Origin of the sequence: Vibrio sp. CB1-14 (assembly GCF_040412085.2) — a bacterium.
GTDB classification, from domain to species: domain Bacteria; phylum Pseudomonadota; class Gammaproteobacteria; order Enterobacterales; family Vibrionaceae; genus Vibrio; species Vibrio chaetopteri.
Genome location: NZ_CP115921.1, coordinates 1,527,038 through 1,542,256 on the forward strand (window position 1 = coordinate 1,527,038; position 15,219 = coordinate 1,542,256).

General features: G+C 43.0%; 17 protein-coding genes and 1 pseudogene. 13 read left to right on the forward strand and 5 right to left on the reverse strand.

From position 1 onward, the window contains the following. Positions 1-669: 669 nt before the first annotated feature. The 4 genes from PG915_RS22630 to PG915_RS22645 all read left to right on the forward strand — a co-directional run bounded on the left by PG915_RS22630 (position 670) and on the right by PG915_RS22645 (position 5,670). Positions 670-2,070, forward strand: a complete 1,401-nt coding sequence (locus PG915_RS22630) for a tryptophanase (protein ID WP_353499227.1) — start codon at positions 670-672, stop codon at positions 2,068-2,070. Positions 2,071-2,150: 80 nt separating this feature from the next. Further along, complete coding sequence (locus tag PG915_RS22635; protein ID WP_353499228.1) at positions 2,151-3,413, forward strand: aromatic amino acid transport family protein; 1,263 nt, start codon at positions 2,151-2,153, stop codon at positions 3,411-3,413. A gap of 398 nt (positions 3,414-3,811) precedes the next feature. Then, positions 3,812-5,032 carry a DUF3440 domain-containing protein gene (locus PG915_RS22640; protein WP_353499229.1) on the forward strand — a complete coding sequence of 407 codons (1,221 nt, stop codon included), beginning with the start codon at positions 3,812-3,814 and terminating at the stop codon, positions 5,030-5,032. Beyond that, entirely contained in the window at positions 5,029-5,670 is a 642-nt protein-coding gene (locus PG915_RS22645) for an IbrB-like domain-containing protein (protein WP_353499230.1), read from the forward strand. Before PG915_RS22640 ends, PG915_RS22645 begins: the two co-directional genes overlap by 4 nt. 245 nt (positions 5,671-5,915) lie before the next feature. On the opposite strand, the gene PG915_RS22650 is transcribed toward PG915_RS22645, so the two are convergent. From PG915_RS22650 to PG915_RS22670, 5 genes and pseudogenes are all read right to left on the reverse strand, one after another. Continuing rightward, entirely contained in the window at positions 5,916-6,650 is a 735-nt protein-coding gene (locus PG915_RS22650; RefSeq protein ID WP_353500194.1) for a site-specific integrase, read from the reverse strand. Between the two features lie 285 nt (positions 6,651-6,935). Further along, positions 6,936-7,154 (reverse strand): annotated as a pseudogene (locus PG915_RS22655) (Arm DNA-binding domain-containing protein); the annotation flags it as partial. A gap of 307 nt (positions 7,155-7,461) precedes the next feature. Further along, positions 7,462-7,683, reverse strand: a complete 222-nt coding sequence (locus PG915_RS22660; protein WP_353499231.1) for a hypothetical protein — start codon at positions 7,681-7,683, stop codon at positions 7,462-7,464. Between the two features lie 220 nt (positions 7,684-7,903). Then, positions 7,904-8,473, reverse strand: coding sequence for a hypothetical protein (locus tag PG915_RS22665; RefSeq protein WP_353499232.1), 570 nt, complete (start codon positions 8,471-8,473; stop codon positions 7,904-7,906). A 22-nt stretch (positions 8,474-8,495) separates the two neighbouring features. Further along, positions 8,496-9,218 carry a helix-turn-helix transcriptional regulator gene (locus PG915_RS22670; protein WP_353499233.1) on the reverse strand — a complete coding sequence of 241 codons (723 nt, stop codon included), beginning with the start codon at positions 9,216-9,218 and terminating at the stop codon, positions 8,496-8,498. A gap of 77 nt (positions 9,219-9,295) precedes the next feature. On the opposite strand from PG915_RS22670, the gene PG915_RS22675 reads away from it, so the two are divergent. The 9 genes from PG915_RS22675 to PG915_RS22715 all read left to right on the forward strand — a co-directional run bounded on the left by PG915_RS22675 (position 9,296) and on the right by PG915_RS22715 (position 15,216). After that, on the forward strand, positions 9,296-9,487 hold the full coding sequence (locus PG915_RS22675) for a Cro/CI family transcriptional regulator (protein WP_088878410.1): 192 nt from the start codon (positions 9,296-9,298) through the stop codon (positions 9,485-9,487). Between the two features lie 393 nt (positions 9,488-9,880). Continuing rightward, positions 9,881-10,261 carry a hypothetical protein gene (locus PG915_RS22680; protein ID WP_088878411.1) on the forward strand — a complete coding sequence of 127 codons (381 nt, stop codon included), beginning with the start codon at positions 9,881-9,883 and terminating at the stop codon, positions 10,259-10,261. Continuing rightward, positions 10,258-10,485, forward strand: a complete 228-nt coding sequence (locus PG915_RS22685) for a hypothetical protein (RefSeq protein WP_353499234.1) — start codon at positions 10,258-10,260, stop codon at positions 10,483-10,485. The genes PG915_RS22680 and PG915_RS22685 overlap by 4 nt, the downstream gene beginning before the upstream one ends. 118 nt (positions 10,486-10,603) lie before the next feature. Beyond that, the gene (locus PG915_RS22690; RefSeq protein ID WP_353499235.1) at positions 10,604-11,461 is read left to right on the forward strand and encodes a helix-turn-helix domain-containing protein; all 858 of its coding nucleotides are present in this window, start codon (positions 10,604-10,606) and stop codon (positions 11,459-11,461) included. A gap of 12 nt (positions 11,462-11,473) precedes the next feature. Next, entirely contained in the window at positions 11,474-11,671 is a 198-nt protein-coding gene (locus PG915_RS22695) for a hypothetical protein (protein ID WP_353499236.1), read from the forward strand. Continuing rightward, positions 11,668-11,862 carry a hypothetical protein gene (locus PG915_RS22700; RefSeq protein WP_353499237.1) on the forward strand — a complete coding sequence of 65 codons (195 nt, stop codon included), beginning with the start codon at positions 11,668-11,670 and terminating at the stop codon, positions 11,860-11,862. The genes PG915_RS22695 and PG915_RS22700 overlap by 4 nt, the downstream gene beginning before the upstream one ends. A 175-nt stretch (positions 11,863-12,037) precedes the next feature. Then, positions 12,038-13,540 (forward strand): hypothetical protein, encoded by a 1,503-nt coding sequence (locus PG915_RS22705; protein ID WP_353499238.1) that lies wholly within the window; start codon positions 12,038-12,040, stop codon positions 13,538-13,540. Positions 13,541-13,718: 178 nt separating this feature from the next. Next, positions 13,719-13,931, forward strand: a complete 213-nt coding sequence (locus PG915_RS22710) for a hypothetical protein (RefSeq protein WP_353499239.1) — start codon at positions 13,719-13,721, stop codon at positions 13,929-13,931. Positions 13,932-14,097: 166 nt separating this feature from the next. Beyond that, positions 14,098-15,216 (forward strand): hypothetical protein, encoded by a 1,119-nt coding sequence (locus tag PG915_RS22715; RefSeq protein WP_353499240.1) that lies wholly within the window; start codon positions 14,098-14,100, stop codon positions 15,214-15,216. Positions 15,217-15,219 lie beyond the last annotated feature (3 nt).

Sequence of the window (15,219 nt, forward strand, 5' to 3'; positions counted from 1 at the left end):
GAGCAATATCGACATCGACAAATATTTACTTTATAGGCAAAGTTGAGCAAATACTTGCCTGCTCCGTGGACTCCATCGTGTTGAACACAAAATATCGGTATTTACCGGCTGTGCTCCACATTCAAAAATCACTGTCTTAATATTTTGCTCAGGAAAATTTTGATCTACTAGCAGGGCAGTTTAATATGTGATTCCTTACTCATTTTTTTAAATTAGGTGCTTTATTATTTGGGAAAGAGTAAATGCTTGTTATATATAACTCGCTGAAAATTATCAATATGTGAGTTTTTGTAGACTAAACAATAACTTAATATTATTAATCTAGACCATTTTACCGGTTGATGTTTTTTCATGTTAAGACTATTGTTGTCTACAGTGATTAATGAGATTAATACAAAAGGAGATGGTGATGAATATTTTTGGCTCTGTTCCATGTGTCTATATTGCCTCTCCGACATCTTGGTTTCGCTGGTATACTGCTGATCCAACCATTAAAACACCTTCAAGGCTAATTCCCCTTTAATACTGTTGGTTAATGTCTTAATTATATATTGACATCATTAGTTTAGTGTTGCTTTTGATAAGGTACATTGATCCTAGTGTCAGTCAATTATTGTCGAATGAAAATAATAAAGAAACCTTAACTTTTAAGATTAAAGGGAATTTACAATGAGTAACTTACCTCAACCATACAAAATTAAGGCCGTCGAGCCGATTAACTTACTCCCCAAAAAAGAACGTCTCTCCGCGCTTGAGCGAGTAGGGTTTAATCCGTTTTTGTTAAAAAGTGAAGAAGTGTACATTGACTTGTTGACTGATTCGGGAACAGGTGCGATGAGCCAGAATCAGTGGGCGGCGATGATGCTGGGGGATGAATCCTACGCTGGCAGTACCAGTTTTTGTAAATTGGAAGAAGCCGTGAGTGACATATTCCAGTATCAATATACGATCCCTGTGCATCAGGGAAGAGGAGCCGAACAAATCTTATTTCCCGTGTTGATAGAGAAAATGAAAATGGAGCGCGGCGGGACGAAACCTGTCTTTATTTCCAACTATCATTTTGATACCACGGCAGCGCACGTCGAGTTAAATGGTGCGAAGGCGGTAAATGTCGTCGTTGAAGAGGCCTATTCAATCTCGGATCCATTCGATTGGAAGGGAAATATTGATTTGGATCAGTTGATTGGACACATTGAACTGAACGGTCCAGAAAATGTAGCGGCGATTATTATTACTGTGACCTGTAACAGCATGGGGGGGCAGCCTGTCTCTATAGAGAACATAAAAGCAGTACACAATATTGCACAAGAATATAACATTCCGGTGGTCATGGATGCTGCACGTTTCGCAGAAAATGCCTATTTCATTAAACATAGAGAAGAGAAATACGCAGATTGGCGTATCGCTGAGATCGTAAAAGAAATGTTCCAGTATGCGAACATGTTTACGATGTCGGCTAAGAAAGACGCTATGGTCAATATTGGTGGGTTGTGTTGCTTTAAAGATAATGAAGAACTGTACCGCTCGTCTCAAGCGCTCTGCATTCCAATGGAAGGTTTCGCAACCTATGGTGGTATGGCTGGTCGTGACTTGGAGGCGTTGGCTGTGGGGTTATATGAGGCGATGGACTATGGCTATCTTTCAGCCCGTATTCATCAAGTAAATAGACTGGCTCAGAAACTGACTGAAGCGGGGATCCCCGTGCAAAATCCCACCGGAGGTCATGCAGTATTTATTGATGCTAAGGCTTTTTTACCTCATATCGGCGCCGATGAATTTCCGGGACACGCGTTGGCGAACGCATTGTATTTAGAAGGAGGAATACGCTCTGCTGAAATCGGCTCCTTACTGCTTGGACGCGATCTTCAGACGGGTATCCAAAAACCGTCTCCTACGGAACTCTTAAGGCTTGCAATTCCAAGGCGAACCTACACCAATGAACACCTAGATTATGTTGCTGAAAGCCTGATTAGGTTGAAGAAAAATCGACGCAAGATATCTGGATATCGTTTTACCTATGAACCTCTAGTGCTTCGACATTTTCTAGCGCAGTTCGTGCCTGCGGTTTAAGCGACCAATTTTGCTGATTCGCTGCCTTATCTGAACGATGAGGCAGCCATTACTTATTCAACTGAAAAGGACTATTTACTATGGACAGCTCTCTTTCCATCTTAAAGCAACGTGTCCCGCTTGCTTACGGCGCGGCAGTGGTCGCAAGTACCGCTATCGGTGTTGGCATGATGAGCCTGCCTCTCGTTAGCTTGGGAATGTGGTTTTTTCTCAGTCTTGTTGTTCTGACTGTCACCGCGTTTTACGTTATTGCAACAGGTTCACTGTTGTTGGAAGTGAACATGAAGTACCCGATTGGAACAGGAATACACAGTATGGTTCGTGATTTATTGGGGTGTAAGCACGCTCTTATCTGTGATTTCATGATGATATTTAACGGGTTTATATTGTTATACGCCTACATTACTGTGGGCACTGAAGCGGTGCAGTTTTACCTTCGTGAATATGGTGGCTACGAATTAAATTGGTATTTGGCTGGAGTGCTTTTTGCGGGAGTTTTTGGTGCCATATTCTATACGATCCCTATAACCATTAGCCGTTTTTTGAGTGCCTTTATGCTCTTGATGAGCTTGTCATTCGTTTACATCGTTTATGAGCTTAGCTTTAGCGTCGCTCTCAACAATATCGTTGAACCGGCGGTTGAACATCATTACTCCTTGAGCCTGTTGCCATTCGTGCTTATGACCCTTCCATTTTTTATGGCAGCAATGGGGTATCAGCAAGTCATTCCTATGCTTAGGCGACTCTATAACGATAAACCTCGTCGAGTGATTAGGAGTGTGGCTTTTGGGGTTGGGTTTGTGTCCCTTATCTACTTGGTGTGGTTATTGGTAATTATGGGGAATCAACCTCGTGAGACTATGATTTTGTCGGTGAGTGAAGGGAAGGACAATATCGAAAATGTGGTAGAGACCATCAGTCAAAGTGACGACATTAAATCGCTCATGTTCTTTTTTGTACAAATGGCCGTGTTGACATCGTTTATTGGGGTTGCAAAGGGACTCTTAGATTACCTAATGGATGTGCTTTCAAATCACTATAAGTTGTCTACGCGTTACGCGAAGGTGGTGGTTTTACTGCTGCCACTAACACTGTCTCTGACTTTCCCATATGGTTTCTTAATGGCGATAGGGTTTGCTGGTTTAGCTGGGGCTATTTGGGCTGGGGTCTATCCGGCATTGATGGCGTTGGTGAGTCGAAAAAACACTCGTCAGAAGGAAGAGGCAAGTAATGGTTACGTCACATTAGGTGGTGAGTTCACGCCTTGGTTGATATTGGCGTACAGCATGTTGCTCATTTTAACGATGCTATTGGGTTTGTTTGACTTATTACCAAAGTTCTAAGACTGAATGAGAATGGAACAGCATAAAACGAGATGGTCACAAATGCTCTCATGGTGGTCGTTGTTCTGCAAAGTTGCTGGGTGTTTTGGTGTAGTTAATTTGGTATTGGTGGTCATCTTTGTCTTGTTCCTGATCGGGTGTGGAAATAATAGCGCCAATACTGTGGCATTTTATGAGGAGGAGATCAGGGATTTGTCTCTTGAAGGGGAGCAATGAATGCAAGACCTCAGGGGGTGGCAGCTTGAAGCGGTGCTCAGACGAACCTAAGCAGTTTGAATGCGACGTGTGCTCGTCATAACTTAGGGACAAATAACGTTATTTTGACCTACTCCATTTAGATTATCCGTGCCTCCCCGTCCAGGAGTGGAGTAGGTCCTTTTTACTTTAGGTGAAATACCATGAAGCGTAGATTAAACAAGGATGTAGATGAAGCGGCTCGGGATAGGATTCGAATATTATTTGATGAGTTTGACCACCTCTATGTGTCCTTTTCTGGGGGGAAAGACTCAGGAGTTCTGCTGAACCTCGTCATCGAAGAAGCGAAAAAACGGAAAAGACTGCCTGTTGATGTCTTGATTGTTGACTTAGAAGCCCAGTACCAGCAAACCATTCGGTTTATAGAGACGATGGTAGACAAAGAGGAGGTGAATGCGTTTTGGGTGTGTTTACCGTTAAGTTTGAGAAATTCAGTCTCGCAGTTTCGACCGAAATGGGTGTGTTGGGAGCCGGATAAAGAGGACATATGGGTAAGGCGAAAGCCAACCCATACGTCGGTGATTGATGAGATGGATTACTTTCCTTTTTATCGTTATGCCATGGAGTTCGAAGAGTTCGTTGCTGGGTTTGGCGAGTGGTATTGTGAATGGAAGAAGAGCCGTGGCGTTTGTCTTGTGGCGATTCGTGCGGATGAATCTCTTCATCGCTACAACACAATCAAAAACCGAAAGAAAAGCAAGCTGGAGCCTTACGGGTGGACAACAAGAGCGAGTGAGCGCTTCTACAAGGCTTATCCCATTTACGATTGGCATGTGATTGATGTTTGGGTCGCTAATGGTCGCTATGGTTGGCCATACAACCGTGTCTATGATCTGATGTATCAAGCGGGTCTAACCCTTGCCCAGCAGCGGCTTTGTCAGCCATTCGGAGATGATCAACGAAAAGGACTTTGGTTGTACCACATTTTAGAACCCCGGACTTGGCAAAAATTGGTGCAGCGGGTGGAGGGGTGCAATTTTGGAGCAAGATATTGCAAACGGCAAGGTCGAATACTCGGGTATTATAAATTTGAATTACCAAAAGGCTATACCTATCGCTCTTACAGTAAATATTTACTCAATAGCATGCCGCCACATCTTGCCAGCCATTATCGTGAGCGACTGTTTAAGTTTCTCAATTGGTGGAGAAAAAACGGAAAGCGATATGGAATTAGTTCGATACCGGATTTTGCCGAGAAGAAATTGGAAGCTAAAAAGAAAGTCCCGAGTTGGCGACGTATCTGTAAAGTTCTGATTAAAAATGATTATTGGTGTCGGGAGCTTTCTTTTGGTCAAAATAAGCGTCTGACAGAACATTATGTCGATTTGTATGATGAGTATTTCAGGAAGAAAAATAAATTATGAATACGAAAACCTTACGAGCAGTCTCAAATTTAGTGTATGAAATTGCCACCTCTTTCGATGAGTTAGATGAATTAACGATAAAGGAGCGGGTGGTGATTTTCAATTTACTGTCAGATCTGTCGAGCAAAATATTGGAGTTTACGCATCCGGCGCTTAACGTAAGACTGGTGGAGAGTCACTTGGTTCAGGACAATGACTACAACCCTAATACCGTGGCTCCTCCAGAATACCGCTTACTCAAACATTCGATCAGAAGTGATGGAGTAACCATGCCGGTAGTGGTGGGTAAGCACTCCGATGATGGACGGTATGTCGTTATTGATGGGGCTCATCGGACCCGACTCATTAAAACGGAACCGGACATTAATGCGTCCTTGGCCAACTACGTTCCAGTTGTCGTTTTGAAAAAAACCTTTGAGGAGCGTATGTCTTCATCGATTCGCCATAACATGGCGAGGGGGGAACATCAGGTAGAGTTGACCGCCAGCTTAGTGATTAAACTGAAGGAAATGGACTGGACAGACGAAAAAATCGGTAGGGAACTAGGGATGGATAAAGACGAAGTACTCAGAATGCAACAGATTACTGGGTTAGCAGAGGCCTTTAAGGATCGCGATTTTTCTAAGGCTTGGGAATAAAGAGTCGGAGATTAGATGGCGCTCGCCGGCTCGAAGATTGATAGGGTTCAAACCGTTTTTAATCAAGCGACAGGAGACTAGGTATTGAAAACTGAATCCGATGAGCTAATAGTAATGAGGCGGCTGAAAATAAAGATGCCGAATTTCAATCGCCTTGTCGACGCGGCAGAGATGTCCATTATTCGAATCCTAATAGTCTCCTCGAAAATCTTATAGCCAATAGGTCTGAATAAAACCTGCACAATTTAGCTCATGTTACGAAGGACTTTACTCAATTCTAACCAAACCCTATCAGATTCCTTTTTATTCGATTCGGCTAACCACTTTCCATAAACTTTGGCGACCATCCGTATATCAGCATGTCCCATTTGCTTGGCCAAATAGCTAACGTTTACGTTGGCATGCGTAATCATCCAACTGGCATACGTGTGTCGTAATTGGTATTGATTTCGGTAACAGATATTAGCTTTCTTACAAAGTTCCAGCCAAAGCCTTCCTAGCGCTCGTTTACCATAGTAATCATAGTCGCTGTTCTTTTGCTGTCTAACCACCTTTGGGTTGAAAACAAATCGCAGATTTTCTTTACGAAAAGTATTACCCGGCAGCTCAACATCATGAAGTTTACAAGGGTATAAGTAGGTTAAGTGGCGCTGGGCTCTAAGTGCCTCAAACGCTGGTGGAAGGAGATCAACATGTCTCTCAGTATCTGTTTTGGTGGTCTTTAAACCACGTTTATCATAAGTGGAGCGACGGACATGTATAGTTTTATTTTCGAAATCCACGTCTTCCCATGCTAGAGCACAAAGTTCGCCACTACGAATTCCGGTATATACCAGCACGGTGATCATGTTTCTATGTTGCTCTTGCTTACAATGTGATAAAGCTGTCTCTATTTCCTCCATTGAGAAAGGCTCAATATCGGTTGGCAATTCCTTTACTCGTTTGAGTTGTTTGGATAAGTCTTTTTCGACATACTCCATTGTGTGGATCCAGCTTAGAAAGCCGTTAATTGTCACTAAGTTTCTATTGATAGTGCGAGCACTTTTGCCCTTGACGAGGTCATGTTTGAAGGTTTCCAGAGATCGGGCTGACAAGGTACTACAGCTTCTGTTAGAGCCATAGAGCTCGCAGAAATCCCTAAGGACCCAACCATATCGCTCATACGTTGACCGTCTAACGTCATGCTGTTTCGAATTAAGGAATAACTTAGTTAGTTCACCAATCGTTCGGTCTTTAGGGCGGCCCATTGCATGTTTAGAATCTGGGAAGTGTGAAGCGTAGTTAAAGATGCCTATTTTAATTTCATACAGAATAGTTTCGCGTTTGAGTCTCGCGAATTGAATATTCTGTTTGGTAATGGGGAGCCTCAACGATTCCCTGTAGCGACGTCCTCGATAATAGAATACCAATCTGATGTAGTTTCCATGAACTTCAACACCTTGTGGAAGTTTCCCTAGCTGTTCGTCCTGTGCCATCGATTCCATTCCTCTATATCAAGCATCCATGTTCCGTTTACCTTTCTCATTACAGTTGACGGGTAGACGCCGTCGTTCGCTTTCTCCCGTAATGTCTTCGTACAGAGGCCGATTTCGTCAGCAGCTTTCTTTAGTGTGATAATAGAAATTTTCGACTGTAATGACATCATATTAAGTCCTACTCATCTTAGAAACTCAACGGGCAGTAATCGATTGGTGCAAAATTGATAAGCGTCGAGGGTAGGCAAGGTCTTACGTGTGCAATGTCCGTATTTATCAGGTTTAATGTTGACTGGAAAGATAAACATAGTGACCCTTAAAATATCGCAGCTGCTTGCTTTGCGAATTCTTCTAGGAAGCGGCGTGTATGGATTTTCTTTTTTCGAGAGGCTACAAACTCTTTGCAAACACCGTAACCGTTGGGACAGTTTTCGGGTTTGAAGAGTGTGACAGAAACGACCTCCCCCCAAAGTATGAAGCTGTAGTAGGGGGTACTGACGATAACTTTTCCGTAGCGGGTATCGACGGATAAAGACATGGTAGTTCTCCTTACCGTAGTTGGCATTTAATCCGGGCCTAGCCATTAAAGAACAGGTCTTAAATTAAGTTTAATAACTAAACTAACTAAAATATTAGAAAACTAATATAGATAGTGCAAGTATTTTATCTAAGATTACTAAGATTGGACCACAACACGGGATCCTAACGTGCAAACATGTGAGTGGACCTCTGAAGGGCGGTTTTATGCTGTTATCGACCTACCAAGTTATAACCCATCCATCATGAAGTAGTGGATAGATATTGATTTCATCTGTACATGGGAGAAAGGAAGTAAATGGGTTAGAGTTACTGTCTGTGTACTCAAATTCTACGGAACACCAATTACTAACATTTTGATAGTTCATTGAATTATTGAGCATTTGTTTGTTGGATGAACTGTTTAAATTAACAGAGTTCTGCAGATTTGAATCTGGAACTTCTAGATCTGAGTGATAAACTTCAAGCATGCCCAAGTCTAAATTCACAAGAATCGATGTGTGCGTATTGGCATTGATATCGTGGCTGTTTCGTTGATAACTAATAGTGGTATATGTAGCCCCAACGTTTCCGGAAAGGGAAAAACCATCAAACATCTTACATTCAACAGTAAAATCACCCTTATCGGTACACATCTTATCTATCGTCGATATACTAATTCCAAGTGATTCAGCACTTGCAATAAATTCTTCGGTGGCATTCACAGTTGCTGAAGGCTTCGTGTTTGAGCTACTTTCCCCGCACGCGCTAAGTAAAGCAATGGATAAGATTGCGAGTGAATGTTTAAACACAAAAAACCTTTATATCAATCGTTTAAAGAAGTACAGAGTACCAAAATATGCGACCTACAATTGTGATACGCTGCTCGTTTATCTGAGATTCGGAATATTCTCTGGCGGGGTACTCACTCTCGTTAAAACTGTAAATCCTCATACCCCCACCGGGCAGTCGATATAGTTTTTTGATATAAAGTTCACCATTATGGTCTATAGCGTAGATCTTACCGTCAGATAATTCTTTATCTCCAAAATTAATACCTACAGTACTGCCACCTGGAAGAACTGGTTCCATACTATCGCCCCGAACTGTGACGCAAGCGACTTCGCTAGGAGATACGTTGTAGCTACGTAGAATAGATTTTGCAAACCTTAAACGAACCTCTTGAGCTTGCTCAGGTTCACAGATGCGGTAGTTACTCGCTGATAGCTCTTCTGTGGATAATAAGGGTATCGCTACTTCATCTTCACCTAATGGTGTTTTGTTATCCCAAGCTTGCATGTTTCCCAGTAACTCAGCATTACCACTACCGACAGCGGAGCTTGATTTAGGCTGTTTGCCCGTTAGTAACCAGTCGGGCTCTACATGGAGCTTTTTGCAAAGACCTAAAAGGTTCTTCCCTGTAGGGACAGTTTCATCTCTTTCCCAGAAGACAATTGAGGTTGGTGAAACACCAACAGATTTGGCCACTTGTACTTGAGTAAGCCCGAGCTCTTTTCTTTTACGGCGAATTCTGCCGCCAATCGTTTCAATATTCATGTTAGTTATCTTACATCTACTTGATCTTAGTTTTCTTATGTGCATAAATATTAGAAAACTAACATTCAGTGTGAGCTATGGAACGACATTTACCGCCGTTAAGAACGACTGACGTTGTTGCGTTCTTCGGATCAAAACAGAAAGTAGCTGATGCTGTATTTACTACGCACTCCGCTGTAAGCCAGTGGGGAGAATTCGTCCCTGAAAGTCGTGTTTATGAGTTTCATTTTCTAATGAAGACTCCAGCGTGGAAACAAAGCATAACGTAACTGTAGGAAGAGTAGAAAGTTATCGATATGACCCGCAACGAGACAAGGGACAATATTGCCATTTATACCAACGGATTAAGTTGTTTAAGTATAGAAACTCATTGCTAAAATTCACCATTAAGTTGAGAGCTGGTGGACTTTTCAAGTAGGTCGGCTCTACCCATCCGAGAGCGCCAAGATGAACACTGAGCTTTGGGGGCGACTAACGCACTAGGGGAGGTGACAGAATATTTAATTATGTCGATGGTGTCGCTTAACAGAGTCACCAAGATTGTAGAGACGGTTCAGTCCTTGATAACAGCTGCGATGGCCAATACCACGTGGCAGAAGCAAGGTTCGGAGGCATCAGTACTGCATTGATGTTTTCGGACATAACAACAGTGGAGTGATGTTATGAAACGAAGACAGTTCGAATACAAGGGACACAAGGGGCTCCCCAATATTGCTAAAGCTTTAGGGGTATCACCTAATACGCTGAAATCTCGTATCGCCAGGGGCGATGAGCTGGAGCATGCGATTGAGAAAATTCTGGCTAAAAAAACGCTACAGAAAGTTGCGTATGAGTACAAAGGAATCAAGGGGATTCCCAATATAGCCCGAGCGTTTGATGTAAACGAAGGAACTATTTACTACCGAATGAGTAAAGGGATGACAATAGAACAAGCGTTGGGGCCAAAAGCCTTGAACAATCCGATGAGAAGCGTTCAGAAAGGTTGGTCCGGTAAGCCTGATCTGCATCCTCTCTGGCAACTCGCTTTGGGGATATCGCTATGATCTTTGAACACGCACTGATTACTGTCGAGCAGTTGACTGCAATGTACCGTTGCTCAATTGATGCAGAGCCGAATAAAGCGCAGAAAGGTTTGCTTCAACGGGCTGCCTTAAGAGCCATCAGTAACAAATGTACATCGGCATTAACGGAATTAGAAAAGGCTTCAGATAGTGATAACTATCCAAAGCCTGGTTGTGAAATCTCTCGCGAGGAAAAATCGCGATGAAAAGAGTCTTACTGAGAAGGACCTTTTGGTGCATGTCGTTACCACCAGCTAATGGTTGTTGGGTATGGCCAAATAGTGAGTGGATTGCGAGTGGAAAGGGGAACTAGGGAGGTGTGTGATGTCCATCAAAGTGATGAGCTGGGTTTGGGATGTATCGACACTAAAAGGCTCAGACAAATTATTGATGCTCTGTTTAGCTGACCATGCAGATGACAATGGAATGTGCTGGCCATCGATAGAAACCATGGCACGAAAGTCGGGTATATCGGTATCGACGGTGAAGTCGACATTGAAAAAACTCGAAGGAGCAGGGTGGCTAACAAAACGAAACCGATTTAAGACGTCGAATTCTGGAAGAGTAGTGCGCGACAGCAATCAGTATCAACTCTCCCTTAGTGCGTTAAAAACGTCGTCGGACGACCTGGGTATCGAAAGTGAAGGTTTGAATTTTGAACCGCCGAGTTTGGAAGGTTCTGATTTAGAACAGCCGAAATCTGAACATTCAAAATCTGAACATTCGAATTTCGAACAGTCAGAACGGGGCGTTTTCAACAGCCAGAATCTGGCTCGAGGTAGGCCGAAATCTGGCTATAAACCATCATTAGATCCATCAATAGATCCACCAATAAAAGATCTTGCGCCGAACAAGCTAAATCAAATCGCTAACGACAGACTGGCGTATTCGTTGATGCTCAAGGGAGGCAAGATGCACCCCGTTATGAAGTCACATATCCCGCAGCTAGAGAGCCTCTACCCAGGTGTCGATATCCACCATCAACTCAGAATGATGGCTCTCTGGTGTCTCAACAATCCTAAAAGTCGAAAGACCAAAGCAGGCGTGTCTCGGTTCATAGAGAGCTGGCTTAGCAAAGAGCAAAGAAAAGTGCTCAGTTTTCAAACTACCTCAAACGCTCTAAGTCCCTCTGAAGAATTTCGGCGGTATTTGCATTCACAGGGGCGAAGCGTCAGGTTTTAAGGGAGGTGATAAATGGACATAAAAGATCTTGTTTATGTGCTTGAAGGCTCTAATCGCCTTTGGACACCAGAGAGTCTAAGCCAAAAACTTGGGATCACCCCTTGCGATTTGGCAAAGCTCATCCAGAAAGCTCGGAGCGAGGGTGTCCTCATTCACTGTGACAGAAGTGAAGCGACAGGTTTCAAAACAAAATTGTGGATGGCGCCATGATTATTCGACTCTTACCAAACAGCCCAGCAGTGAATGCTTTGTGTATTTGTCATGAACGAGAACGTTTGTACCGACATAACGGTCAAGAATACATGGTTGAGCAGATAAGTCTGATAGGTGATGGCCAGTCGGCGCGGGTGGTTGCTAAACTAAAATCACCATTCGATGTTTTGGAGGATAAACAATATTGAGACTTCTGTTTTTTGAGCCGTCAGAGTGATGCTTGATGTTGAGAAGTTGAACTTTAAAGGGGCTGACCTCTGCTTTTGTCTTAATTTATTGATCTCGCGCTATAAATGTAAGTTGAGCAATGGAAGAATAGAAACACGGAAAAAATTCACCAAAGCTTGATTAAGGTTTCAAACAGTGAACATTAAAAATACAGGGAAGCATGGCAAAGCATCGATAAGCTGGGCAAAGCATATTTCGGGGCGTATGGTCCATATTTCTCACGTTGAGAATGGACTCGCGTGTCACTGCAGTTGTGTCGACTGTGAGGAGCCATTAGTTGCGAAAAATGGAGGTAAGTTAGATAGGCTAAAGCATTTTGCACATAAGGCATACACAGAATGTGTTGGTGAGTCCGCGCTTCACGCAGCAGCCAAACAAATTGTGGTCGATTATGCTGACGAAGGTCTTACCTTACCTAGTCTAGAAGGAACTTCTAGGTTTGTAGACTCCCTGGGAGCCTCGTTGGAGCACAATATTGCAACTAAGCAGAAGCATATTAACGGATATACGGCAGAGACTGAGGTCAGAAAAAATAACCTAGTGGTCGACGTATTAGTTAATCACGGCTCCGAGCAATGGGCGGTCGAAATATTCTACACCCACCAAAAATCGGAAACAGATAAAACTAAGTTTTCGGCGCAAAAGCTTAACGCTATCGAGATAGACATTAGTGAACTGGAACCAAACACGGCACCCGAGAAACTCAAAGATGCGGTACTCGACAGTGCGCCGCGTATTTGGCTCTATAGCTCAGAGAAAGAAAACTTGATCTCTATGAGCAATGCTAATTTGAAGCGAAAATCTGATGAGACGATGGACGACAGAGTTCGTAAACTCATGACTTTGGCTGATGAGTGGGTGTTGAGAAGGCACCACAGAGGCTTTCTACCTGAGATTGCTCATGAAGTAACGATAGATGGACGACGAGAAATTTACACCCCTCCATTGAGGGTGACTAATGTGAATTCTGCGATAGAGAACACTGATCGAGAAGCGGTTTGGAAGCGGCTCGTTACTATTAACAATAAAACAAAGACGGAAGTATTCTTCCTACCCAGCGGTCAGTCTACTTATGGTTTAAGTGACAAAGTACATCTGGTTTACACCTACGAGAGTACACTCCATGACGTTGAGTTAGCGCATTTAGGATGGAGAAATCTGCACTTATGGCAAGAAAGACTTAAGAAGAATGCAGAGCGCACTGCAGATTCCAAGCGTGAAAGTCTACAAAACTTTGTGACCTCCTTTCAGGCGTCACCGGACTATTCCAAATTCTCCAATATAGCGCGCAAATTGAATATGGAACCAGGTCAAATACGTTCTGCTCAAGAAAGACACAATTATCATTGGAATTGTCCCAATTATGTTTGGCAATCGCTGGTCTTGAACTACTACCTAAAAACCAATGATTATGTTGATTGTTCGCATATTGCTGAGAACGATTGGCTTCAAAATCTTTTGGGTTTCCAAAAAACATCGAAATCTCAAGAAGGGAGGAGTAAGTCAGTGTATTTTTGGTTTAAGAACCATCTCAGTACGATGGGGCTGGTTAGTCATTCCTATGGCTTATTTTGGTCTGTTCAAAATGACAGCTTAAAGCGCGGACTGGGACGATGCTTAAGTGACTATATTGGTTGACGACACAGGTTAAGCGCCATTTTTAAGAGGTATGATGAACTCTCTCGTACTTTTCTAAGGCATACGCCAAGCTGAAATCGTGTAAATTGGCGGCATGGACACAAAATCAATACTATTAGTCATCCTTCACCATACCAACGAGGTCACTGACCATCACCTTGAAGGGACGTTCAAGTTAATGAAAAATGCGGTCCAACGCGTAAGTTCAGAAGAGATCGACTGGCACCTGATGAACGGACTGAGCGATGAAGATATTCTTCTATTATTACTGCTTCACGACACAGATATTTCGGTTCAGTACCGCCCCAGTCATATTGAAGAAATGGTAAGGTTGATAGTCGAACTCGGCAACAGTTATCAACTCGAGCCTAAGACATACACACTGCATTAATTTGACTTTCCATAAAAACGTAGTCGTATCAAATCTCTCAAAAAAACACCTCAAGTAAAGCGTAGAAGCACAAAACAGGAACAAACTTGCCCATAATTCTGGAAGTCACGGCCTTCTCTTCTATTATGCATTCTGATTTATATGGTATATAAGGAAATAGTTGACTATGTATGAACCGGTGATTCTTGTCCAAGGAACGTGTGAAGATAGAGCTTCTATCTGTAATGTGACTGAGCTTGATAAGCTCGCTAGAGAGCATTGTAAATACTACAAATACATAGATGGTATTGGGAGTACCGGCCGAACGATAAAAATGGGCACCTACTACGACAACCTTCTATCTGAACCCTATTATTTCGACGGGGGCAGTGGAGGAATGGGTCTTGTGGAATATGCGCTAAGGATGTCAAAAGACGCGATCACTGGTTATGGTTTGCGCTACATGGTTGATGAAATAAAGGAGTATGTTCTTAAGGAGGTCCCTCGACCAGTAGCGGAGCTTCTAGGCATAAAAATCTGTGGATTTAGCAGAGGAGCGGTGGCTATCGCTCAAGCGTTGCAAGAACTTGAGCTAGAGCATCCCGGGCTAAATATTGATTTCACCGTTGTCCTTCTTGACCCTGTTCCTGGTCCCTTTCTGAATAAATCCTATCAAACGCCGAAATTTGTAAAACATTTGCATTTGTATAAGTCGCGAGATGAGGGCAGGGCGGGCTTTGGTGCTGCAGACATTTATCTGAACTCAATGACAAGGTTTGAAGGCTATATCGTCAATGGTGTGCACGGTGATATTGGAGGCAGTACTCAAAGTAATACATCGAAGCTCATTTTGGACGATGTAAAACAAATCCTTGGTTTTCCTCATTGTATGACTCCCAGTGAGCGACTAACGCTGGCGTTTGAGCAGGCATTAAACGGATATGACATAGGAATGTTGAACTATATGAGTCGTCGAGGGGACCGCTCACCTAGCAGTGCTTCGACAGACTTTGAGTTTCCTTATCAAAAAGTGGCGGATGAGTTTATTCGTAAAGTGGATGTTTCATTGATAGGGCGGGATATCCTGATGCCAACCCCCTTTTCCCATAACCTCAGTAAGCTCATCACCTACGACTACACCAAAGCGAAACGTTTTTTTGAGAATCAGACAACACTTCAAGTGAGTTATCCTTGGGCGTTACAAAAATGCGCCCAAAGTCGACGCGTTAAGTACATACCGCGGTATCAACCACTTCTCCATTCTGCCGATATGTTTAAGTTATTACTGAGATACTTCCCTAAGTAACAC

Excerpts from the sequence above, each read along its gene's own strand:
- PG915_RS22630 (WP_353499227.1), top strand. The coding sequence starts at position 670 with ATGAGTAACTTACCTCAACCATACAAAATTAAGGCCGTCGAGCCGATT.
- PG915_RS22635 (WP_353499228.1), top strand. The coding sequence starts at position 2,151 with ATGGACAGCTCTCTTTCCATCTTAAAGCAACGTGTCCCGCTTGCTTAC.
- PG915_RS22640 (WP_353499229.1), top strand. The coding sequence starts at position 3,812 with ATGAAGCGTAGATTAAACAAGGATGTAGATGAAGCGGCTCGGGATAGG.
- PG915_RS22645 (WP_353499230.1), top strand. The coding sequence starts at position 5,029 with ATGAATACGAAAACCTTACGAGCAGTCTCAAATTTAGTGTATGAAATT.
- PG915_RS22650 (WP_353500194.1), bottom strand. The coding sequence starts at position 6,650 with ATGGAGTATGTCGAAAAAGACTTATCCAAACAACTCAAACGAGTAAAG.
- PG915_RS22660 (WP_353499231.1), bottom strand. The coding sequence starts at position 7,683 with ATGTCTTTATCCGTCGATACCCGCTACGGAAAAGTTATCGTCAGTACC.
- PG915_RS22670 (WP_353499233.1), bottom strand. The coding sequence starts at position 9,218 with ATGAATATTGAAACGATTGGCGGCAGAATTCGCCGTAAAAGAAAAGAG.
- PG915_RS22675 (WP_088878410.1), top strand. The coding sequence starts at position 9,296 with ATGGAACGACATTTACCGCCGTTAAGAACGACTGACGTTGTTGCGTTC.
- PG915_RS22680 (WP_088878411.1), top strand. The coding sequence starts at position 9,881 with ATGAAACGAAGACAGTTCGAATACAAGGGACACAAGGGGCTCCCCAAT.
- PG915_RS22685 (WP_353499234.1), top strand. The coding sequence starts at position 10,258 with ATGATCTTTGAACACGCACTGATTACTGTCGAGCAGTTGACTGCAATG.
- PG915_RS22690 (WP_353499235.1), top strand. The coding sequence starts at position 10,604 with ATGTCCATCAAAGTGATGAGCTGGGTTTGGGATGTATCGACACTAAAA.
- PG915_RS22695 (WP_353499236.1), top strand. The coding sequence starts at position 11,474 with ATGGACATAAAAGATCTTGTTTATGTGCTTGAAGGCTCTAATCGCCTT.
- PG915_RS22700 (WP_353499237.1), top strand. The coding sequence starts at position 11,668 with ATGATTATTCGACTCTTACCAAACAGCCCAGCAGTGAATGCTTTGTGT.
- PG915_RS22710 (WP_353499239.1), top strand. The coding sequence starts at position 13,719 with ATGAAAAATGCGGTCCAACGCGTAAGTTCAGAAGAGATCGACTGGCAC.
- PG915_RS22715 (WP_353499240.1), top strand. The coding sequence starts at position 14,098 with ATGTATGAACCGGTGATTCTTGTCCAAGGAACGTGTGAAGATAGAGCT.